This is a genomic window from Ruania alba, assembly GCF_900105765.1.
Classification (GTDB): Bacteria; Actinomycetota; Actinomycetes; order Actinomycetales; family Beutenbergiaceae; genus Ruania; species Ruania alba.
The window spans coordinates 1,577,375-1,598,983 of record NZ_FNTX01000001.1 but is presented as its reverse complement, the minus strand read 5'-3'; the positions used below and the strand labels follow the sequence as shown (position 1 = coordinate 1,598,983).

Genomic DNA, 21,609 nt, shown 5'->3' with positions numbered 1-21,609 from the left:
GGCAATGCGGCCACGACGAACGCAGGATCACTCGAGTCACCCCGTCGACGTTCCGTTCTCGCGGCGACGTCTGCTTCAACTCAGCGGCGCGGCGGCATCAGGCATCTGGATCGCCGGCAACACCACTGTGCCGGCCGCGGCCGAGACACCGGAGGATTTCGCGGGTGTGCGTTCGCGCTGGCGGGACATGCTCACCGGCGGGGACGAACTCGACCCGGAGCTGCCGGAGGTCCGCGTGGTGCTGGACCGGCTCGACCGAGCCGTCGAGCGACACCTCCCCAGCATGGACCGGTCGGCGGGTCGCACGTTCCTGTGGTCCGACCGCGACTTCACCGGGACGCCCCGGAGACAGTCCATCCACTTGCGGCAGACCTATGAACGGCTCCGGCAGCTGGCGCTCGCGTACGCGACCCGTGGAGCCGCCCGCCAGGGTGACCCCGAGCTGCTCGAGGCGATCGTCGACGGCCTGGACTGGATGTACGAGCACAAGTACAACGAATCCTTCGTACGGCCCCGGCCCGGCAATTGGTACAACTGGGAGATCGGTGCACCGCTGGCGTTGACCCCGGCGGTGCTGCTGATTCTCGACCAGCTCGACGCCGAGCGTCTCGGCAAGTACATGGGCGTGGTGGATTTCATGGTCCCCGAACCCACGATGACCGGTGCGAACCTGATCTGGCAGTGCCAGATCATCGCCACCCGGGCCGCGCTCGTCGAGGACAGCACGAAGCTGACCATGGCGCGGGACGCCGTCCCGGGCGCGCTGGAGATCGTCACCGCCGGTGACGGCTTCTACACCGACGGTTCCTTCATTCAGCATCGTCACCATCCGTACACGGGCGGCTACGGCCGGGCCATGCTGAAGTCGATGTCGCGTCTGCTGTTCCTGCTGGCCGACTCACCCTGGGCGTTGCGCGGGGAGGGCCTGGCCAACCTTCTGTGGTGGGTCGAGGACGGATTCGAGCCATGGTTGCACCTGGGCGCGTTCATGAGCGCAGTGCGTGGCCGCTCCATCTCCCGGCGGAGCAGCTCCGACCACGACGCGGGGCAGACCGCCTTGCTGTCGCTGATGTGGCTGGCCCACAGCGCCGACCCGGAGCGGGCAGAGCACCTGCGTGGCGTAGTGCGACACGCCATCGCCGAGGACCACGTGGGGAACCTGTTCGACACTACGGAGCTGAGCTCGATCACGGAGGCCGTCCGGATCGCCGATGATTCGACGATCAGGCCCGAAGCTCCGGTGATGCGGAACAAGCAGTACCCCAACATGGACCGGGTGGTGCACCGCCGGCCCGGTTTCACCTTCGCCTTGGCCATGTCGTCGTCGCGGATCTACACCTACGAGTCGATCAATGACGAGAACCTCCGCGGGTGGCACACCGGCAGCGGCATGCAGTACCTCTACAACGATGACCTCGCCCACTACGACGAGGGATTCTGGGCCACGGTCGATCACACGCGACTGCCGGGAACGACCGTCCCGGTCGGGGAACTTGCGCCGGGCTCCGGATCGAACCACCTCAGCGACAAGAGCCGGGTCGGGGGCGTGTCGATCGGGACCCTCGGGGTGTCCGGCATGGAGTTCCGTACGTTCTCCGAGTCGGACTGGCAGAGCGCACCCACCGGGATGAAGTCCTGGTTCATGTTCGACGACCAGATCGCGGTGCTCGGCGCCGGGATCACCTCCTCGTCGGGACAAGTGGTCGAGTCGATCGCGGAGAACCGCCGCCTGGTCGAAGCCGGACAACGCTTCGTGCTCGACGGCGCCGACCAGGGCACTGACGACTGGGAGACAGTGGTCGACAACCCGAGCTGGGCACACCTGACCGGCTCGACGGCCACCTCCGGGATCGGATACGTCTTCACCGACGCCAGCGCCGTGCACGCCAAACGGGAGTCCCGGATCGACTCCTGGGCCGCCGTCAACACGAACTCGTCCTACGTCGACGACACCCCGATCACTGACGAGTATCTGACGTTATGGTTCGATCACGGCACCGATCCGAGCGATGCGACCTACGCTTACACCCTCCTCCCCGGCGCCGACGCCGACACCGTGCGCCGGTACGCCCGCAGACCCGATCTGGAGGTGATCGCCAACACGGCGGACATTCAGGCGGTCCGGCGAGGTGGCACCTTGGGCGCGAACTTCTGGCATTCCGGTGCGCCCGCCGTCAACGGGGTGACGTGCACCGGATCGGCCTCGGTGCTGATCGTGCAGGACGGTTCGCAGATCACCGTCGCGGTGGCCGATCCGACCCATGGAGCGATCACCATCGACAACAGCGTCGCGGAGCTCGAGCCGCGAGCGTCCTGGAGAACATCAAGGCACCTGTCCGGCTACCACGGGCGCGATTACGCCTTCGCCGAGCCCGGCCAGGACGCTCCGGTGGCCCGTTGGAACCCCGGCTCCCTCGACCCCGGGTCATACACCGTCGAGGTGTGGCTACCCGAAGGGGACGACAAGCGCTCAGCCGCCGCGTCCTACCGGGTGCACCACGGCGGCCAGGTCACCACCTTCTCGATCGATCAGCAGGCAACGGGTGGTGCCTGGGTCACCGGCATCAGCGAACTGGCGTTCACCGGCGACGGTGCGGAGTACGTCGAGCTCGTGGTCAACGACGCCGAGGCCTCCGGTGCGGACCGGACCTTCGTCGTCGCAGACGCCGTGCGCTTGCGGCGAGTGCGGACCGGCGAGAGCACGATCCAGTTGAGGCTCCCCAGGGCCGCCCAACGCGTGATCGACACCGACGACCGCATCCGGGTCGAGAGCATGCAACCGATCACACTCGGAATCGACCTCGCCGAGACCGATGGATCCACCGTGCAGGCGGTGTTGGAGATGACCCCATAGAAGGAGTTGATGGCCCCCGCAGGTGGCGCCTGCGCCTTCAGAGTGACGGCGGCAGTGGGGTGCCGTCGTCGTCGCCCCGGGAACCGGTGTTCGGGTTCGGGAGAGTCCTGGACTGTGCCTACTCCGGTCTCGGTGCGTACATGATGACGGCGACCCCCACCAGGCACACCAGGGCGCCGATCACGTCGAACCGGTCTGGGCGGTAGCCGTCCATCACCATGCCCCAGGTGAGGGAGCCGGCGACGAACACGCCACCGTAGGCGGCGAGGATGCGCCCGAAGTGAGCGTCCGGTTGCAGGGTGGCGATCAGTCCGTACAGGCCGAGCGCGATCACGCCGGCACCGATCCAGATCCAACCGCGATGCTCGCGCACCCCTTGCCAGACGAGCCACGCCCCACCGATCTCGGCGAATGCGGCGGCCACGAACAGGGCGATCGACCGTAGCGTGTCCATAGGCGCCAGTCTGGCAGCAGCGCTGGGGCTGAGCCGGATGTCGGCGTACGCCGATACGCTCGCTTTGACTGGCACAGCACGGGAGCCACCCGGTTCCCACTGACGATGGGGTGGAGAGCATGCGCAAGACCGAGCTGGCTGGAGGAGCCGGATGAGCGACGGTATGGGGCAGAACGTCCACTTCCTCACCCTCGCCACGCGTGATCTGGATGCCGCCCGGCGTTTCTACGTCGACGGGCTCGGCTGGACTGCCGTGCTGGACGTGCCGGACGAGATCCTGTTCTTCCAGATCGCCCCGGGGCTCTTGCTCGGGCTGTTCGACGCGGAGAAGTTCGACGAGGACCTGCTGCGGGGCCGCACGGTGAGCGAACCGTCCGGTGTCACCCTGGCGCACAACGTCGGCAGTGAGGATGCGGTCCGTGAGACGGTCGCCACGATGCGCGCGGCCGGTGGTGAGGTGATCACCGAGCCCGAGCCTGGGGCGTTCGGCGGCATCTTCCACGCTCATGTGGTCGATCCGAACGGAGTGATCTGGGAGATCGCCCACAACCCGGGCTGGTCGGTGGACGCGGACGGGACCGTGCGCCTGGGCTGAGGCATCAGTCCCGGGTGGCCACCACGACCGTGCTCCCCCACTGCTCCGAGGGTCGCAGTCGGACTGCCCACCCGGCAGCCTCGAAGACAGCCCGTGCGGGGGCTTCCTGGGCTCCGGCGATCTCGGTGAGCACCGTGCCGCCCGGTACCACCCAGGAGTGGGCCGCGGCGGCGAGGCGCCGTTGCACGGCGAGACCGTCGGCGCCACCGTCAAGCGCGAACGCAGGCTCGTGGTCGCGCGCCTCCCTCGGCATCATGGCCAGCTCGTCTGTCGGGACGTACGGGGTGTTCGCCACCACGACGTCGAGACGGCCGCGATCGGCGGCTGGCAGAGGCTCCAACAAGTCACCGGTGTAGACCGGGACCGAGTCCAGGTTGCGCTGCGCGCACCGGGTGGCACGTGGATCGATATCTGCCGCACGGAGCCCCACGTCGGGGCGTCGCACCCGCAGCAGTGCCGCGACGGCCCCGATCCCGCAGCACACGTCCGCGACCTGGCCACCGCGTGGTGCCAGCGCGGCCGCCACCTCCACCAAGTACATGGTGCGCGCTCGAGGCACGAACACCCCGGGCGCCATGCTCAGCCGCAGGCCACCGAACTCCACCCAACCGAGCACGGTCTCCAGCGGTTCCCCACCGATGCGACGCCGCACCAGGCGTTCGAGCCTCTCCCCTGCGGCGGTCGCCACCAGCAGCGCGGCCTCGTCCTCGGCGAAGACGCACCCCGCTGCCCGCAGGCGGGCTACCAGTGGCACCTCGGCGCCGTCAGGCAGGGGCGATCTCCTCCAGCTCCACCAGATCCGCGGCCGTGGGCTCCCACTGCGCGGCGGCTACGTTGGACCGCACCTGATCAGGCCGGGAGGCACCGGCAATCACCGACGCCACCGCCGGCTGAGCCGCGAGCCACCCGATCGCCACCTGCAGCAGCGTGAGGTCACGAGCCGAGGCGAACGCCTCGAGTGCCTCGATCCGGTCGAAGTCAGCCGCCTCGATCCGTTCCGGACGGCGCTCCAACCGGGTGCCCGCCGGAGCGCCCGCACCACGGCGGTACTTCCCGGTAAGCAGCCCGGACGCGATCGGGTAGTACGGCAGGATCGAAGCGCCCACATTCTCGACGGCGGGCACCAGCTCGCGCTCGATCCCGCGGTTGAGCAGGTTGTACTCGTTCTGGGCCGACACCATCGGGGTGTAGCCGCCGGTGCGCGCGCTCCAATCGGCGTCCACCACCTGCCAGGCTGCGAAGTTGGAGGACCCGACGTAGCGCACCTTGCCCTCGGTGACCAGCTCGTGCAGTGCTGCGAGCGTTTCCTCGATCGGCGTGACGGGGTCCGGGGCGTGCATCTGGTACAGGTCGATGTGGTCGGTGCCGAGGCGTCGCAACGAGCCTTCCACCGCCTTGCGGATGTACCGGCGAGATCCGCGTACGCCCCAGTCCGGTCCGTTCAGCCCACCGGTGTCCATCCCGAACTTGGTGGCGATCACCACGTCGTCACGCCTGCCTGCCAGCGCCTGGCCGAGCAGTTCCTCGCTCCGACCCCGGGTATACACGTCTGCGGTGTCGAATAATGTGACACCGGCCTCAACGGCAGCATTCACTACGGACGGAACGTCCCCCGCGGCCACTGTTGCCCCTAGAGTGTTGCATCCGAGGCCGACCGTCGAGACGGTCAGGCCCGACGAACCGAGCTGGCGATACGACATGTTCGTGGTCACACAACCATTTGACCACGTTCTCCCTGCGCGAACTTCACATCACCTTCACGTGAATGGCGGAACAGGACAGAGCGTTCGCCCGTTGAACCTGGTGGAGACGACCACAAGTCACGAATGAGGAGGAGTCGCGATGGCTGAACGAGCACTGCGCGGCACGCGGATCGGCGCGAACAGCATGGAGACCGAGGAGAACGTCGAGTTCGCCCCTCGGATCGAGGCAGTCTACGACTGCCCGGACGGTCGCGTGATCGTCATTCCCTTCTCCGCGGACGCCGACGTTCCTCCGGTTTGGGAGGCCCCCGGCGGCGGTGAGGCACTGCTGCGCGATGCCGACCGGCCCGATCCCAAGCCCGGTAAGCCGGTCCGCACGCACTGGGACATGCTGCTCGAGCGCCGTACGGTTGCCGAGCTGGAGGACCTGCTCACCGAGCGCCTGCAGCTCCTGCGCAGCGGTCAGCTGCGCCGCCGCAGCGCCTGAGGAACCCTGCCCCACCACTGACGCCACTGCCTGGTGCGCCGCTCGGCGCCCCAGGCAGTGGTGCGCCAGAGGGCTTCGACGACGATCTGGCGGCTCATCTTCGACACGCCCTCGAGCCGCTCGGTGAAGGTGATCGGCACCTCCACGATGATCCCGTCAAGATCACGCACCCGCCGTGTCATGTCCACCTGGAAGCAGTACCCCTGCGAGTTCACCCGAGCCAGGTCGATGCGCTGAAGCATCGCGGCCGTGAACACCCGGAATCCCGCGGTCGCATCGCGGACGCCCAACCCGATCGCACCGTTGGCGTAGGCATTCGCACCGCGGCTCAGCAGCTGCCGGTACCAGGGCCAGTTCGCGGTACGCCCGCCGGCCACCCATCGCGACCCGATCGCCAGATCAGCACCGCCCGCCACAGCAGCCAGGAGACGGGGCAGGTCCTCCGGATGATGGGACCCGTCCGCATCCATCTCCGCGATGCGGTGATACCCCCTGTCCAGCGCCCAGGCGAATCCCGCCACATAGGCACGACCCAAGCCTGCCTTTCCGGGCCGGTGCAGCACATGCACGGCCTCGTCCGCCCCGGCGTACTCGTCCGCCCACGTGCCCGTGCCGTCCGGACTCCCGTCATCGACCACCAGCAGGTCCACGTCCGGGGCGGCAGCCCGGGTACGGGCCAGCGTGTCCGGGAGCGAGTGGCGTTCGTTGTACGTCGGAATGATCACCAGGTCCCGCGTCATCGGCCCCTCCGCACCCGTCCGGTCGCCACCCCGAGAGCGAAGGCCGCGGCCGCGAGCACGGTGCCCACGATGATCGGCCAGTCCCCGAGGCGGTCCGCGACCGTCAAAGTGGTCCGCAACGGGAGTTCGGCCGTCATCGCATCGGGGGTGAACAGCTCGGTGCGCTCGAGGACCGTACCGTCCGCGGCGATCACCCCGCTCACCCCCACCGTGGAGATCTGCACGGTGGCACGCCCATGCTCCACGGCGCGCAGCTGCGACATGGCCAGCTGTTGCTCACTCTCGGCGGTATAGCCGAACGAGGCATTGTTCGTGGGCACGAAGAGCACTTCGGCGCCGCCTTGGATGGCTTCGCGGATCACCGCGTCATAGGCCACCTCGAAGCAGATCACGGTGGCGACCTCAACGGTGCGCTCGAGGCGGGGAATTTCCACCGGCACCACCGCGATCTCCGTGCCCGGCGCGATGTCAGTGCGCACCAGGTCCACCGCTGGGGAGAACATGCGAGCGATGTCCCGAATCGGGATGTACTCGGCGAACGCTGCCGGGATCTGCTTGGAGTAGGAGAAGACCGCTCCTTCACCGGGCTGCCACAGCACCATGTCGTTGAACCGGGCCCGTTCGCCGTCGGCATCGAGACCATACGAGTCCGTACCGAGCAACAGCGGGGTACCGATAGCGGTGGCGGCCTCGTCGAGCAGTTCCGCAGCATCGGCGTCCTCGCGAGGGTTGATGTCCGTGGCGTTCTCCGGCCACAGCACCAGGTCGAGCGCTTCTGGACCGATCCTCTCGCTGAGCTCGATCGTGCCGCTGACATGGTTGTTCAGCACCTCCCGCGCGTTGGCGAAGGCACCCAACCCGGGTTCGGACACGTTCCCCTGCACCGCGCCGAGCCGGAGGGAACCGGACTCGGCGGTGGTCGGGGTCGGGATCAGCAGGCCCACCGCGAGCAACGCCACGATCCCAGCCAGGGCTCCGGCCACCGTGCGGCGCCCGCCTTGCGTATGCGTCCGTGGCGTGGTGCGGATGCGACCCACCAGCGCGATCACCACAACGCCCGTCCAGAAGCCGCCTAACGCCGTCACGAAGGAGACGGCCGGAGCGCCCGCGATGGCGGCGAACGGGAGTAGCGGGCCGTCAGTCTGGGAGAACGCCAGCCGGCCCCAGGGGAATCCTCCGAACGGCCACACCTGCCGCAGCTGCTCGGTGACCACCCAGATGAGCGCGAACACCACCCCGGGCACCAGGCGCCGTCCGCGCAGCCAGGAGGCCCGCCGCGCCCAGGTCCACACAGCAGCCCCGGCGGCGACGATCCCTGCCTCGGCGATGCTCAGCGCGGCCCACGGGATCACCCCGACCGCGGCGTTCGCCCACCAGATGTGCGGGAGGAAGAAGGCGAGGCCCCAGACCCACGCCACGAGCGCGTTCCACCGCGCCGAATCTCGCTGCAGGGCCACCACGAGCAGCGCGACACCGACGAAGGCGAGGGGCCACCAGGACCGCTGTGGGAACGCGGTGTCCGTCAGGAGCCCGCCGACGACCGCGATGAGCAGCGTGAGTGCTCGGGACGGGACCCGACTGCGCACCGAATCAGGCGCCGTCGGAGCGGCAGAGGCGACAGTTGCTGACACCTCCACAGGATACGGCGTGTCACGCAGTCAGAACTCCGTGAGGCGGGCACCCGACCACGCATCCTTGCGTCGTCGGGACCCAAGCCCCACCGACCGGCTCGCGCATCCTTCGGTCCGGAACCCCTGCTCGGTCAGCCCCGTTTTCTACTGAACGCGCGAGCCTTGTCGGTGACTGCAACCCCGTTTTCCAGGAGCAGTACGAGAAGTGAACATACCCGCGTCGTCGCCTCTCGCCAAGGAGGCAAAATCGCAGGTCAGAGGTGTATGCGCAGGTCAGAGGCACCAAGACTGCGCGAAGAAAATTGGGTTCTCTCGGCGTGTCGCTCTGTGGGTCGGATACCGAGTGTGCCGTTCGTCTTCGCGCTCGGCAGACATCGTCGCCACTGTCGCCAGTCCCACCAGCCTCAGCGTGCTCGTGAGGCACGCGACCGACGGTGGCGATGCTGCGATACTGGCGGCTCCCGCGTACCGGCAAGGGCAGGAGAACAGGTGCTGGCAGCTCAGCGACGCGCTCAGGTGCTGGAGGCCGTCCGCGCTCGTGGCGCAGTCAGCGTCACCGACCTCTCCGAGGCGCTTGGCGTGAGCGCCATGACGATCCGCCGGGACCTGGACGCGCTCGCCCGGGAGGGGCACCTGGACAAGGTCCATGGCGGTGCCACCACCCGCCGTAGTGCCAGTGCTGAGGAAGTCGGATTCGACCTCAAAGCGCGCCGCGAGCGTGCAGAGAAGGACGCCATCGCGGCCCTGGCCGCCGGTCTGGTGCATCCCGGGATGGCGATCGGGCTCTCCGCCGGGACCACCACCTGGGCGCTGGCCCGCCGGCTACGGACAATCCCGCGGCTGACCGTGGTGACGAACTCGCTGCGCATCGCTGACCTGCTGCACGGTCCACCGCTCCCCGGCGAGGTCGACCCCGCGGAGGTCGTGCTCACCGGTGGGGTGCGTACGGCTTCGGACGCACTGGTCGGACCGGTCGCGGTGTCCGCGCTGGAACAGCTGCACTGTGACCTCGTCTTTCTCGGCGTGCATGGGATGGACGCGCGCGCGGGACTGACCACCCCGAACCTGCTCGAAGCCCAGACCGACCGGGCGCTCGTGGCCAGCGGACGCTCCGCCGTCGTCCTGGCTGACCACACCAAGTGGGGCACGGTGGGGCTCACCAGGATCCTCCCGCTCGCGGAGGTGGATCACCTGATCACCGACGACGGTCTCGCTCCTGAGGCCGTCGCTGCCCTGCGCGAGGTGGTCGCCGAGGTGCACCTGGCTCCCCCGCCCGGCTGAGCAGCTCTGCGGCCGCTGTGTGGCCTCAGACAGTGCCGTGCGCCACGATCCCCCGACGCACCCCCGCGATCGCCTCACGGGCCGTCTGACGCAGTTCGTGGGTGGGTGCCGCGACCGCGACCTGGTCGAGCAGGTCCAGCACCTGGCGGCTCCACCGCACGAAGTCACCCGCGGCCAGGTCTCCGGCGTCCAGCACGCCCGAGAGCGATCCACCCCGAGCCCAGGCGTACATCGGGCGCACCAGCCCCAGGTCCACCGGGTCGGCCGGGCTGAGCCGATGCTCGCGCTCCAGGTTCTCCAGCCGTCGGGACGTGCGGGTGGTCTCGCGCACAGCGACGGCGAGCGGCCCGTCCGGAGGCCCCGGCGGCGTCGGTGGCACGGCGGGATCGTCTCCGCGGGACTGGTACAGCACGATCGAGGCCACGGCCGCCAAACCGGGGGCGTCCAGCTCCGCCCATGCGCCCGAACGCAGACACTCGGCGAGCACCAGATCCTTCTCGCAGTACAGTCGCCGCAACCATTGCCCCTGCTCGGTGACTGTGGCATCCGCACCGGCGCCGTCCAGGTAGCCGAGCGAGTCGAGCACCTGGCAGACCTTGTCGAAGTCGCGCGCGATGGATGCCGTGCGGCCTTCGATCCGCCGCAGCAACGCGCGGTGCTCCGACTCCAGCGTGGAGCGGCGCTTGGCCCACCGCGCATGATCCTCGCGGTCCGCGCAGCCGTGGCAGGGGTGGTGCCGCAAGGCATCGCGCAGCTCGTTCAGCGGGCCGTCCGTGGCGGCCGCCGAGGGCGGCTTGGACCGGGCTGGTGCGTCGTTCGCCTGCGCACCGAGCGCGTTGCGCATCGTGGACGCCAGGTCGCGCCGTTCGGCCGGGCGCCGGGCGTTGAAGTGCTTCGGGATACGCACCCGGGTGACGGCCTCCGTGCCATACGGCAGGTCCGTCGGAGGGAGCCGCACCAGGCGTGGCTCGGCCGTGAGCAGGCTCAGCGGAGGGCCGTCCAGGCCGGCCGGGGTCGGGTTCTCCAGCACGACGGCGAAACCGGCGCGGCGTCCGCTGGGGATCTGCACCACGTCACCGCGACGCAGGCCGGCGAGCAGCTTGTCCGTCGCCTCCCGAGCGCTCCGGGAACGGCTGCGGGAAAGTTCGCGCTCTCGGTCCCCGATCGCGGAGCGGATCTGCAGGTACTCCTCGATGTCCCCCAGGTGGCAGGTCATGGCGTCGGTGTACCCGTCCAGGGCCTCACTCATGGAGCGGGCCTGCCGAGCCAGCCCCACCACGCTGCGGTCGGCCTGGAACTGGGCGAAGGACGTCTCCAGCGTCTCCCGCGCGCGGGACCAGCCGCTGGTCGCGATGAGGTTCACGGCCATGTTGTAGGTGGGACGGAAGCTCGAGCGCAGTGGGTAGGTACGCCGGCTCGCGAGACCGGCCAGGGCGACCGGGTCGATCCCCGAGGCGTACAGCACGACGGCATGCCCCTCGACGTCGATGCCACGCCGCCCGGCACGGCCGGTGAGCTGGGTGTACTCCCCCGAGGTCACCTCCGCATGTCCGCGGCCGTCCCACTTCGTCAGCTTCTCCAGCACGACGGACCGGGCCGGCATGTTGATCCCGAGTGCCAAGGTCTCCGTGGCGAAGACCACCTTGACCAGGCCTGTGGCGAACAGCGCCTCCACGGTCTCCTTGAACACCGGCAGGAGCCCCGCGTGGTGGGCGGCCACCCCGCTCAGCAGCGCCTCCCGCCATGCCCAGAAGTCGAGCACCTGCAGATCTTCGGGCGGAAGGTTCGCACACCGGCGCTCCACCTCGGCATCGATCTGCGCACGCTCGGCTGGAGAGGTGAGCGCGATCCCCGATCGCGCCACCTGTTGCACGGCACCCTCGCAGCCCGCCCGGGAGAAGATGAACACGATCGCCGGGAGCAGCCCGGCCCGGTCCAGCTGGTCCACCACGAGGAACCGTGGCGGCACCCGCACCTGCTGGCGACGGTCGTTGCGGTAGCGCCCTCGCCCCTTCCGCCGGCCACCGCGCCCCGCGTTCCCCCGGGACGGACCGGACCGCTCGGCCACGCGGATGGCCTCCACCAGGTCCGGGTTGATCGGCGGGCTCACCCCGGGGTCGGTGGGGTCCACGTCCGAGCCATACAAATCCAGCACGTCCCGGCCGACCATCACGTGCTGCCACAGCGGCACCGGGCGCCGCTCGGAGACCACCACGGAGGTGTCCCCGCGCACTTCGGTCAGCCACTGCCCGAACTCCTCCGCGTTCGACACGGTGGCGGAGAGGGAGATTACCTGCACGTCCCGGGCCAGGTGCAGGATGACCTCTTCCCACACGGGCCCGCGGAACCGGTCGGCCAGGTAGTGCACTTCGTCCATCACCACGAAACCCAGGCCCTGCAGTGCCGGCGCCTCGTTGTAGAGCATGTTGCGCAGCACCTCGGTGGTCATCACCACCACCGGCGCGTCACCGTTGATCGTGGTGTCACCGGTGAGCAGCCCGACGGCGTCCGCTCCGTGCACCCGGCGCAGGTCCTGGAACTTCTGGTTGCTCAGGGCCTTGATGGGTGTGGTGTAGAACGCCTTCCGCCCCTGTTCCAGGGCCAGGGCGACCGCGAACTCCCCGACGACGGTCTTGCCGGCACCGGTAGGCGCTGCCACGAGCACACCGTGGCCGTCCTGCACGGCCCGGCACCCCTGCACCTGGAAGTCGTCGAGGGTGAAGTCCTGCTGCTCACGGAACCGGCCGAACGGTGAGTCGTCCTCGGTCTGTTTGCGGCGGAAGGCAGCGTATCGCTCGGCCGGGCTGGACATACCTCCAGGCTACGCGGTGCCCGCGCGCTGCTCAGCCGGTGCCGAGCAGCTGCAGCGCCCCCGGACGCAGTCGTGCCCGAATAGGCAGGCGCCCCAGGAGCTCGCCGTCGGCGTACACCGGCGGCGGCGGACGGCGTCCCGGGAGCGCCTCCAGGATCACCTCCCGTGCCCGGATCACGTCCACCCGGGCCGAACCCACGTGCCGGCCGGAGTAGACCTGGGGGAACAGGCGCAGCAGCGCGCCGCGGCCCATCGCATGTCCGATCACCACGTCCATCAGACCGTCGTCCAGCTGCGCGTCCGGGGCGATCCGCATCCCCCCACCGAAGGACGTGGCGTTGGCCAGCGCGACGAGGGTGGCGGGCAGCTCGCGCACGACGCCGTCGATGGTGATCCGATACCCGTACGGGCGGAACCCGGCGAGCTCACCGAGCACCCCGCGCACATACCGGCCGCCGCCGCGTGGCCAGCGGTAGTGGTTCGCCCGGTCGTTCACGGCGGCGTCGAAGCCGGCGGAGAGGACGCAGGCGGTCCATTCGAGGGTGGTGTCGTCGGTGTCGTCGCCGGGTTCACCGGGCTGATGCACCTGGGTAGCGATGGCGTCCAGGTGGCGTGGCTCGGTGTGCAGGCCGGCCAGCAGGTCCGCCACCGCACGGGACACGTCGTGCACCGCCAGGCCGAGATTGCGGGCCAGGTCGTTCCCGCTGCCCACCGGCACGAGCCCGAGCGGCACGGTGGTCCCGGCCACGGCGTTCACCCCAAGGTGGGCCATCCCGTCTCCACCGACGGCCACCAGCGCATCGAGCTCCCACATCGCTTTGCGGGCACGCCGGAGTGCATCGTCGGCGTCACTGCCGGTCAGATCGAGGATCTCGTGTTCGCTGCCACCGAGCGCGGAGAGGGCTTCGCGGCCGGCGAGGGCGCCGCGGCCGTGGCCGGCAGCGGGGTTGACCAGCACCCCCAGCCTGCTCACCGGGCGGTCACGTCTCGTCGGAGTCTTTGGAGCCTGCGGTCGAGGTGCCCTCACTGAGCGCTGCGTCGAGCTCGGCGTCCTCGATGGCGTTCTTCTTCGCCACCCGGCGGTCGTTCAGCATGCTCAGGCCGACGGCGAGGAAGTACAGGGCCACGATCGGCAGTGACATCAGGACGAAGGTCACCGGGTCGGCGGTCGGTGTGGCCAGCGCGGCGAGGATGAAGATGATGATGACGGCCCAGCGCCAGCCCTTCAGCCAGGTGATGCCCTTGACCACGCCGAGGAGATTGAGCGCCACGAGCACCATCGGCAGCAGGAACGCGAAGCCGAAGATGAGCAGGAACTGCACCACGAACTTCAGGTAGGTGGTCGCGTCGATGAACAGCGAGGACTCCGTGCCCTCCGGGACGAACTGGGTGAGGAGGAAGAAGGTGTTCGGCAGCGCGACCCAGGCCATCCAGACACCACCGGCGAACAACGGCACCCCGGTGGCGAGGAACACGATCGCGGACTGGCGTTCCTTCGTCGTCAGCCCCGGCGCGAGGAATGCCCAGAGCTGGTACATCCACCACGGGCTGGAGGCGAGCACACCGAGGAAGGCGGACACCCGCAGCTGCACGTCGAAGGAGGAGGCGATGCTTCCGAAGTTGATGCTGGCGTTGACCCCCTGCGCCACCAGCTCCGCGACAGGCTCCTGCAGCAGCTCGAAGACCGGCTTGTACAGGAACCATCCCCGATGGTGCCGACCACCAGGCCGGCCATCGCGAGCAGCAGGCGCTTGCGCAGCTCTCGCAGATGCTCCCCGAGGGGCATCCGCCCCTCAGGGTTCGTTCGTGAGACCACCTGAGGTCAGGTATACCGCGGGTCGTCGTGCTTCTGGTCGAAGGACGGCGACGAGGGCGAATCGGTGGACGGGCTCGAGGCCGAGCCGGTAGTGCCGGTTTCATCCTTGCGCTGACCGGTCACGTCGTCGACCGAGATGTCGGTGTCCTCCTGCAACTCCTTGATCTCCTTCTTGAAGACCTTGAGCGACTTGCCCACGTTGCCGGCGATGTCGGGCAGGCGGCTGGCCCCGAACAGCAGCAGCACAAGGCCGATGATCACGATCCAAAAGACAGGATTCTTGAGCATGATGGTTCCTCCGTCGGAATGGTCATGGCGGTCGGTGGTCTCACACGTCACAGGGGCATGCCGATCGCCCGCCACCTCTCCAGGGTACGCGATCGGCGTTCACGCACGCGCATTGCACGCGCGGCCAGGTTCGCGGCTCGTGTCTGCCGCCACTGTTCCCGTTGGCTCTCCGTCGCAGCGAGGTGCGGACGGAATGTCTGTGCCTGCGCCTCCAGCTCAGCCACGGCGGCATTGAGGCGTTCCATCGCCTCGGCGCTGTGCCGCGCTTGAGCCATCAGCGCCGTGAACTGACGCCACAGATGGCGAGCGATCAGGAACCCCACGACGCACGCACCGAGGACGAGCACCGCCCAGACCACCAGCCAGATCATAGGATCAGCCTAGGGCACATCGACATCGTCGAGCAGACCGGCCGCAGCATAGGCCGCCAGTGCGGCCCTGCCCCGGGCAGCGATCCCGTCGGCCACGTCGGCCGGCTCCACCTCATGCACGTCAGGTCCCAGACCGAGCACCAGGTTGTGCAGCCAGGCGAGGTCCACCACATCCAGCACGACGGCGAAGCGTCCGTCGTCGAGGTCGGTCACTGTGCTGACGGGGTACTGCTCGGCCACCCATCGGGCGCGCGAGGAGAGGACCAGCCGGACCTGCCAGCGGGCCGCCGTCAACGGTGGCTCCGCCGATCCCGGGAGGGTCACGTGCGGGTGCTCGCCCACCGGGGCGTCGAGCGGGGTCGCCTCCAGCATCCGGTCCAGCCGGAACTGGCGCACGTCGGTGGCGCGATGGCACCAGGCGAGCAGGAACCACTGGTCCGAGTCGGTGAGCAGCTGAAGGGGATCGACGGTGCGTTCGCTGACCGTGTCGGCGGCGGAGACGTATCGCAACCGCAGCTGCCGTCCGGCACGAAGCGCGTCCCGGACCAGGCTCAGACGCGCCGAGACATCCGGTCGGGAGGTATCCCCGACGCGCACATCCACCGATTCGGCGGCCTGTGCCGCCGCACCTGCGGCGCGGGCGAGCTTGTCCGCGGTGCTCGAGAGGACGGCGTCATCAGCCAGACCGGGAGTCTCCTGCAGCGAACGCAGCGCCGTCAGCAGGGCGAGTGCCTCCTGCGGGCCCAGCCGCAGCGGCTGGTCCATACCGCGGGCGTCGGTGAGGGTGAGGATGTTGCGCTCGTGATCATCGGCCGCGAAGTCGATCAGGTCGTCGTGCATGTATCCGGGCGTGCCGGAGACCCAGAGCGTATCCACGTCCATCAGCACCTGCCCGACGCTGACCCCGAAGTGCTCGGCCACCTGCTCCACCGGCACACCGGGGTGGTCGTCCAGATAGGCGATCAGGGCGAGCATGCGCACCACCCGGTCACCGGCAGTCTCGGCCATCAGCCCCTCCCCCACGTCTGCGCGGCACGGAGCCGCTGGATGACCGCCTGCCGAAGCTCGGCGGGTTCGAGCACCAGCACGTTCTCGCCGTATCCGGCGAGTTCTTCGGCGAACCTGCCGGTGTCGGTCACCTCCAGGCGCACCACGTCACGATCGGCCACTGCGGCCGGGTGCTCGGCGGGCTCCGAGCGGGCCCGCACCGCTGAGGCACGCTCGGGGACGAGGGCGAGCACCACCTCGGTGGTGTGTACCGGGTGCGGTGCCACCTGCTGCGGGATCTGCACCTCCCCGGGCCGGCCAACCCGGTGAACCCGGCCGATGATCCGGGACAGACGGAACGAGCGTTGCGCCTGCCGGTCGTTGTCGAACCCGATCAGGTACCACCCGCGGTCCTTCGCCACCAGCCGCCACGGCTGGACCGACCGGTCCCCCGTCGTTCCCGTGTTGGCGGCACGGTAGGTGAACTGCACACCGATCCGGTCGGTGATCGCCTCCAGCAGGTCCGGAAAGGCCGCGTCCGGTCCGCGCACCCGTAGGGCGAGGCCGGTGTGTTCGGCAGGATCGCTGAGATCGCTCACGGCGCGCAGCTTGGTCAGGCCGCGCCGGGAGTCCGCAGCGAAGGCGGAGTCCTGCCAGACCTGTGCCGCCAGCGAGAGCACCCCCACCTCGGCCGCGGTGAAGTCCACGGGCGGCAGCCGGTACTCGGCCATGTCGATCCGGTACCCCACGTCGTCGGCGTGCGCGGAGTCGGTCAGTGTGACGATCGGGATGCCCAGCTCCCGCAACTGGTCCTTGTCCCGCTCGAACATGCGGTCGAAGGACTCGTCCGAGGCAGCGTCGGCGTACCCGTTCACCTGGCGGCGGATGTCCCCCTTGGTCATCCGGTGCCGGGTGTGGCTCAGGGCGATCACCAGGTCGAGCAGCCGCTCAGCAGCGGGCACGCGCTCACTCCTCATAGGAGAGCACGCTACCCGCGATAGGTTGCCGGAGTGATGACGTGGCGGGACGGCGTGGTGCAGGCCGTGCGAAAACAGTGGTCAGGCGCGGTCGAGCTCGAGGTCGTCCTGACGGCGGCTGCGGGCGGGCAGGAGCAGGTGCGGGCGCTGGCGTACCCGGAGCTGGTCGGCCATCCGCAGGTCGGCGAACGGGTACTGCTCTCGACCACAGCGTTGACGCGGGGCCTGGGTACCGGCGGGTACGCATTCGTGGTGGCCCGCCCCGACAACCTGCCGGCCGACCCGCCCACCAGCCCTGGCCACATCATGAAGGCGCGGTACACGCCGCTGCAGACGATGGTGCTCGGCGTCGACGAGCAGGAGTCCCCGGACCACGACCTGCTCCGGGATGCTGACGATCTCGGCGGGCTGCCCGTGGTGGTCGCGGACCTGCACTCCGCGGTGCCGGCGATCATCGCGGGAGCCCGGCACGAGGCGGTACGGCTGGGCCGGCCGGCCCCCGTGGTGGCGTACCTGATGACGGACGGCGGTGCGCTGCCGGCGTGGTTCTCTCGGTCCGTGGCGACACTCCGTGCCCGCGACTGGGTGCAGTCCACCATCACCGTCGGTCAGGCCTTCGGCGGCGATCTGGAAGCGGTCACCGTGCACTCCGGGCTGCTCGCGGCGCGGCTGGTCGCCCGTGCCGACATGGTCGTGGTGGCGCAGGGGCCGGGCAATCTCGGCACCGGGACGCGGTGGGGATTCTCCGGGGTGAGCGCCGGTGAGGCGGTGAACGCGACCGCCACGCTGGGCGGACGTCCGGTGGCCAGCCTCCGGGTCTCCGGTGCCGATCCTCGAGCACGCCACCGAGGGATCTCGCATCACAGCCTGACGGCGTACGGCCGGGTGGCGTTGTGCGCGGCGGACGTCGCCGTACCTCAGCTGGACGGCGACCTGGCTGAGCTGGGGGCACAGGTGAAGGAGCAGGCGCGTGCACTGGCGGATCGGCACCAGCTCGTGCCGGTGGCGACTGACGGCCTGCTGGACGCTCTGCAGGAGTCCCCCGTGCAGTTGTCCACCATGGGACGTGGCCTGGCTGACGACCCGGGAGCCTTCCTAGCCGCCGCTGTCGCCGGCATCCACGCCGCCCGGCTCGTGGCGGGCGACGAGGGTGGCCAACCGGCGTGAGTCGCGACGGGCACGGTCGCCGTCCACGCGCTGGATCGCCATCACGGCGAGCACACGGCCGTCGGTGAGATCGAGGGACACCCAGTCCCGCTCCCCGAACCGCACGTCGACGATCTGCGCCCAGTCCAACCGCCGGCTCGAGACCACGTTGCGGACGAAAAGCCCGTCCTGGTCCGGCACCGCCACCAGGGTCGCCAGTCGCACCAGGAGCGCCACGATCAGGGCGAGCAGCACACCCGAGCCGACGTATGTCGCCGCATCGGCGAGGTCCCGGGCGACCAGCACGAAGACGATCCAGCCGCCGACCAGCCACACGATCACGCCGATGCTGACCAGGCGGGTGGCGCGCGGCCGGAACGGCGCGTACAGATCTGGTGCGTGCTCGGCCGGGGCCATCAGTGTCAGAGCCTGCTGGCGTGGATCCCGGTCACGATGATGGCGCGCGCGCCGAGCTCGTAGAGCTGATCCATGATCGGGTTCGTCTGGTTCCGCGGCACCATGGCGCGCACGGCTTTCCACCCGGTGTCGTGCAACGGGGAGACGGTGGGCGACTCCAGGCCGGGGGTGACGGCGACACAGGCCTCCACGTGCTCCACGGGGCAGTCGTAGTCCATCAGCACGTACTTGCGTGCCACCAGCACCCCGTTCAATCGGCGATCGAGGGTCTCCAGTCCGGGCTGGGGCTCGGCGCCGCTGGGCCGGATCAGCACGGCCTCCGACTGCAGGATCGGTTCACCGAAGACGTGCAGGCCGGCGGCGCGGAGGGTGCCGCCGGTCTCCACCACATCGGCCACCAGGTCCGAGACACCGAGCCGCACGGTGGATTCGATCGCGCCGTCGAGCCGCACCACATGAGCGTCGATCCCGCGCTCGGCCAGGTACGTGCCCACCAGGTGCGCATAGCTGGTGGCCACCCGCTTGCCCTGGACGTCGGCGAGGGAGGTCACCGTCTCCGGCGGTCCGGCGAAGCGGAACGTGGAACCGGCGAAGTCGAGGGCGCGATGTTCGATGGCGTCCACACCGGAGTCGAGCAGCAGGTCACGGCCGGTGATCCCGGCGTCGACCACACCTTCGCCGACGTAGACGGCGATGTCGCGCGGGCGCAAGAAGAAGAACTCGACGTCGTTCTCGACGTCGGGCAGTACCAGCTCGCGGCCGTCGCGGCGCTGCCGGTATCCGGCCTCACGCAACATCTGGCTCGCGGGCTCGGAGAGGGAGCCCTTGTTGGGCACGGCGATACGGAGCACGGGGGTCCTTCGGGGTCGTGATGTGGGGGTAGGGGCAGGCACCTCACAGGTGCGCGTAAACGTCCTCGAGGCTGAGACCGCGGGCGAGCATCATCACCTGCAGGTGATACAGCAGCTGGGAGATCTCCTCGGCCGCTTCGGCGTCGCTCTGGTACTCCGCCGCCATCCACACCTCGGCGGCCTCCTCGACGATCTTCTTGCCGATCGTATGGACGCCGGCATCGAGCTCGGCGACGGTTCCGGAACCGTCGGGGCGGGTCTGTGCCTTGTGCTGGAGCTCAGCGAAGAGGTCGTCGAAGGTCTTCACGTAGCAAGAGCCTACTCGTCATCGGTGAACGCGTTGTTGTACGCCTCATCTGCTGGGACGATCGCGGAGGTGAGGCCTGCCTCGGCAAGGAACGCCGACATCTCCTGCCACGGACCCGTGTGGGCGCCCCAGCCCGGTCCGGGTTCCCCGTACAGCGGGACGGTGGCCTCCATCGTGGCGTGCATGATGGCCTCCTGCTCGGCATCCACAGTGCCGGGGATCTCCTCGACCGCCGCGTCCACGCCGAGCTGTGGGTCGGCCACCAGGTCGGCAACGGCCCGCTCGACGGCGGCGACCACACCCCGCAGCGCCTCGGTCTCGGTCGTGGTGAGCTCGTCGGTGGTGCCGAGGCCGATCCCGACCAACGGCACGTCCCCGATCGGCACCGCACGCACCTCCAGCCCCGTCGCGGCGAACTGAGGGACGTCATTGTTCTGGTAACCCATCACGGCGTCCACATGTCCCTCACTGAGCGCGGACTGTTGAGTGAACCCGATGTGCTCGATGGAGACGTCGTCCTCGGTCAGGCCCGCTTCCTGAAGCATGGCGAGCAGCCCGAAGTAGGTCTCCCCGAACGGCCCCGGCACCCCGACGGTGTGCCCGGCCAGGTCGTCCGGGGACTGGATCTCGGAGTCGGACGGCACGATCAACGCGACCGGGTAGGAGGTGTACAGGGTGGCGATGCTCACCACGGGGACACCCTGGTCGCGGGCCTGCATCATCTCGTCGCCACCGGCGACCACCACGTGCTCGGTCCCGTCCGTCAGGGCACCGAACAGGTCCTCGGCCTCCCCGTGGTGACGCAGCGTCACATCCACCCCGGCCTCGTCGAAGTACCCCTGCTGCTCGGCACGGTAGAACGGGGCGAACTGCACGTTCGGCACATAAGTCAGGCCGATGGTCAGCGAGCTCGACTCGGCGGCGGACGTACCGCCGTCAGTGGGATCGCTGGTGGAACTGGTGCACGCACTCAACGCGGCGGCCACGGTGACGCTGGCAACGGCGAGCAGCGCGCGCCGTCGGGGGTGGGATCTCACCATCGGACTCTTCTCTCCAGGGCTCGCACGAGCAGGTAGAACCCGACCGCACACGCGGCCAGGACGATCAAGGTGGCGAACATGCCGGTGGTGTCCGACCGATCGCGATAGATGGACAGCAGCAGACCGAGGCCCTGCCCGCCCATCACGAACTCCCCCACCACGGCCCCGGTGATGGAGAGCACGAAACCGTTGCGCACACCGGCCAGCACCGATGGCATCGCCAGCGGGCCCTCGATGTGCAGCAGCATCCCCCAGCGTCCGGCGCCGTCGAGCTGGGCGGCACCGAGGACCTCCTCGTCCAGCCCGGACAGGCCCAGGGCGGTGTTCACCACGATCGGGAAGAAGACCAGCAGGGCGCACAGCAGAGCCACGGGGACGAGGCCATAGCCGAACCAGAGCACGATCAGCGGGGCCAGCGCCACCGCCGGGATCGCTTGAGTGGCGGCCAGATAGGGACCGAGAGCCGCTGAGGCGGCCGATGAGCGGGCGATCAGGTACCCGAGCGGCAGGGCGACGACCAGGGCGATCAGGCACCCGAGCAGACTCTCGGCCAGGGTGGCGCCGGCGTAGGTGAGGATGTCACCGTCGCGCAGCTCGGCGACGAGGCGGACCATCAGCGTGCTGGGGGCCGGGAGCACACGCGAGGGGGTGAGCCCGGCGGCGATCTCCCAGAGCAGGAGGCCGGCCACGCCGAGCACGACGGGCGGGAGCACTGAGGGGCCGACGAGATCAGCGGCGTCGGCGATCCTCGCGGAACTGCCGCGGCGGGGCCTGGACATCGCGGGTGTTCCCTTCCCCAGGTACTCCCGGGGTCGGGCCGTCGGGCACCGCGCCACGGACGACCCTCGACGT

Annotated in this window: 22 protein-coding genes; 5 read left to right on the top strand and 17 right to left on the bottom strand. The window is 69.4% G+C overall.

The window, feature by feature from the left end; genetic code table 11:
* Positions 1-4 precede the first annotated feature (4 nt).
* Positions 5-2,854, top strand: a complete 2,850-nt coding sequence (locus tag BLU77_RS07340; RefSeq protein WP_089772332.1) for a polysaccharide lyase family 8 super-sandwich domain-containing protein — start codon at positions 5-7, stop codon at positions 2,852-2,854.
* Between the two features lie 118 nt (positions 2,855-2,972).
* Here the strand turns inward: BLU77_RS07340 and BLU77_RS07335 are convergent, their stop codons facing one another.
* On the bottom strand, positions 2,973-3,308 hold the full coding sequence (locus tag BLU77_RS07335; RefSeq protein ID WP_089772331.1) for a YnfA family protein: 336 nt from the start codon (positions 3,306-3,308) through the stop codon (positions 2,973-2,975).
* A gap of 151 nt (positions 3,309-3,459) precedes the next feature.
* Here BLU77_RS07335 and BLU77_RS07330 point away from each other — a divergent pair, with 151 nt between their 5' ends.
* Positions 3,460-3,903 carry a VOC family protein gene (locus BLU77_RS07330; protein ID WP_245708714.1) on the top strand — a complete coding sequence of 148 codons (444 nt, stop codon included), beginning with the start codon at positions 3,460-3,462 and terminating at the stop codon, positions 3,901-3,903.
* Between the two features lie 4 nt (positions 3,904-3,907).
* Here the strand turns inward: BLU77_RS07330 and BLU77_RS07325 are convergent, their stop codons facing one another.
* Together BLU77_RS07325 and BLU77_RS07320 are read right to left on the bottom strand one after the other, a co-directional pair.
* Positions 3,908-4,657: a putative protein N(5)-glutamine methyltransferase gene (locus BLU77_RS07325; RefSeq protein WP_089772330.1), complete on the bottom strand. Its 750-nt coding sequence runs from the start codon at positions 4,655-4,657 to the stop codon at positions 3,908-3,910.
* Positions 4,658-4,667: 10 nt separating this feature from the next.
* Entirely contained in the window at positions 4,668-5,603 is a 936-nt protein-coding gene (locus tag BLU77_RS07320; RefSeq protein ID WP_089773059.1) for an aldo/keto reductase, read from the bottom strand.
* 142 nt (positions 5,604-5,745) lie between these two features.
* Between BLU77_RS07320 and BLU77_RS07315 the strand changes: the two genes are divergently transcribed.
* Positions 5,746-6,093, top strand: coding sequence for an RNA polymerase-binding protein RbpA (locus tag BLU77_RS07315; RefSeq protein ID WP_089772329.1), 348 nt, complete (start codon positions 5,746-5,748; stop codon positions 6,091-6,093).
* Here BLU77_RS07315 and BLU77_RS07310 read toward each other — a convergent pair.
* Together BLU77_RS07310 and lnt are read right to left on the bottom strand one after the other, a co-directional pair.
* A complete protein-coding gene (locus BLU77_RS07310; protein ID WP_089772328.1) occupies positions 6,069-6,833 on the bottom strand; it encodes a polyprenol monophosphomannose synthase in 765 nt (254 codons plus the stop codon). The genes BLU77_RS07315 and BLU77_RS07310 overlap by 25 nt on opposite strands.
* Positions 6,830-8,464, bottom strand: a complete 1,635-nt coding sequence (gene lnt, locus BLU77_RS07305; RefSeq protein WP_245708713.1) for an apolipoprotein N-acyltransferase — start codon at positions 8,462-8,464, stop codon at positions 6,830-6,832. Before lnt ends, BLU77_RS07310 begins: the two co-directional genes overlap by 4 nt.
* A 489-nt stretch (positions 8,465-8,953) precedes the next feature.
* On the opposite strand from lnt, the gene BLU77_RS07300 reads away from it, so the two are divergent.
* Positions 8,954-9,745 carry a DeoR/GlpR family DNA-binding transcription regulator gene (locus tag BLU77_RS07300; protein WP_089772327.1) on the top strand — a complete coding sequence of 264 codons (792 nt, stop codon included), beginning with the start codon at positions 8,954-8,956 and terminating at the stop codon, positions 9,743-9,745.
* A 25-nt stretch (positions 9,746-9,770) separates the two neighbouring features.
* Here the strand turns inward: BLU77_RS07300 and BLU77_RS07295 are convergent, their stop codons facing one another.
* From BLU77_RS07295 to BLU77_RS07265, 7 genes are all read right to left on the bottom strand, one after another.
* A complete protein-coding gene (locus tag BLU77_RS07295) occupies positions 9,771-12,557 on the bottom strand; it encodes a DEAD/DEAH box helicase (protein ID WP_089772326.1) in 2,787 nt (928 codons plus the stop codon).
* A 31-nt stretch (positions 12,558-12,588) separates the two neighbouring features.
* Positions 12,589-13,530 (bottom strand): diacylglycerol/lipid kinase family protein, encoded by a 942-nt coding sequence (locus BLU77_RS07290; RefSeq protein WP_089772325.1) that lies wholly within the window; start codon positions 13,528-13,530, stop codon positions 12,589-12,591.
* Positions 13,531-13,537: 7 nt separating this feature from the next.
* On the bottom strand, positions 13,538-14,206 hold the full coding sequence (gene tatC, locus BLU77_RS07285) for a twin-arginine translocase subunit TatC (RefSeq protein ID WP_245708712.1): 669 nt from the start codon (positions 14,204-14,206) through the stop codon (positions 13,538-13,540).
* Between the two features lie 173 nt (positions 14,207-14,379).
* Positions 14,380-14,736 (bottom strand): twin-arginine translocase TatA/TatE family subunit, encoded by a 357-nt coding sequence (gene tatA / locus BLU77_RS07280; RefSeq protein WP_245708711.1) that lies wholly within the window; start codon positions 14,734-14,736, stop codon positions 14,380-14,382.
* Positions 14,709-15,032, bottom strand: coding sequence for a hypothetical protein (locus BLU77_RS07275; protein WP_089772324.1), 324 nt, complete (start codon positions 15,030-15,032; stop codon positions 14,709-14,711). Before BLU77_RS07275 ends, tatA begins: the two co-directional genes overlap by 28 nt.
* Before the next feature lie 9 nt (positions 15,033-15,041).
* Entirely contained in the window at positions 15,042-16,040 is a 999-nt protein-coding gene (locus tag BLU77_RS07270; RefSeq protein WP_089772323.1) for a helix-turn-helix transcriptional regulator, read from the bottom strand.
* Positions 16,040-16,981 carry a helix-turn-helix transcriptional regulator gene (locus tag BLU77_RS07265; RefSeq protein WP_245708710.1) on the bottom strand — a complete coding sequence of 314 codons (942 nt, stop codon included), beginning with the start codon at positions 16,979-16,981 and terminating at the stop codon, positions 16,040-16,042. The genes BLU77_RS07270 and BLU77_RS07265 overlap by 1 nt, the downstream gene beginning before the upstream one ends.
* A 48-nt stretch (positions 16,982-17,029) precedes the next feature.
* Between BLU77_RS07265 and BLU77_RS07260 the strand changes: the two genes are divergently transcribed.
* Entirely contained in the window at positions 17,030-18,163 is a 1,134-nt protein-coding gene (locus BLU77_RS07260; protein ID WP_089772321.1) for a DUF3866 family protein, read from the top strand.
* Here the strand turns inward: BLU77_RS07260 and BLU77_RS07255 are convergent.
* The 5 genes from BLU77_RS07255 to BLU77_RS07235 are packed head-to-tail and all read right to left on the bottom strand — an operon-like array spanning position 18,092 to position 21,536.
* Positions 18,092-18,559, bottom strand: coding sequence for a PH domain-containing protein (locus BLU77_RS07255; protein ID WP_089772320.1), 468 nt, complete (start codon positions 18,557-18,559; stop codon positions 18,092-18,094). The two genes, BLU77_RS07260 and BLU77_RS07255, sit on opposite strands and share 72 nt — an antisense overlap.
* A 5-nt stretch (positions 18,560-18,564) precedes the next feature.
* Positions 18,565-19,410 carry an ATP phosphoribosyltransferase gene (gene hisG, locus BLU77_RS07250; RefSeq protein WP_089772319.1) on the bottom strand — a complete coding sequence of 282 codons (846 nt, stop codon included), beginning with the start codon at positions 19,408-19,410 and terminating at the stop codon, positions 18,565-18,567.
* 43 nt (positions 19,411-19,453) lie between these two features.
* Positions 19,454-19,717, bottom strand: coding sequence for a phosphoribosyl-ATP diphosphatase (locus BLU77_RS07245; protein WP_089772318.1), 264 nt, complete (start codon positions 19,715-19,717; stop codon positions 19,454-19,456).
* Between the two features lie 11 nt (positions 19,718-19,728).
* Entirely contained in the window at positions 19,729-20,754 is a 1,026-nt protein-coding gene (locus BLU77_RS07240; protein ID WP_175476968.1) for an ABC transporter substrate-binding protein, read from the bottom strand.
* The gene (locus tag BLU77_RS07235) at positions 20,751-21,536 is read right to left on the bottom strand and encodes an ABC transporter permease (protein WP_089772316.1); all 786 of its coding nucleotides are present in this window, start codon (positions 21,534-21,536) and stop codon (positions 20,751-20,753) included. The genes BLU77_RS07240 and BLU77_RS07235 overlap by 4 nt, the downstream gene beginning before the upstream one ends.
* Positions 21,537-21,609: the final 73 nt, after the last annotated feature.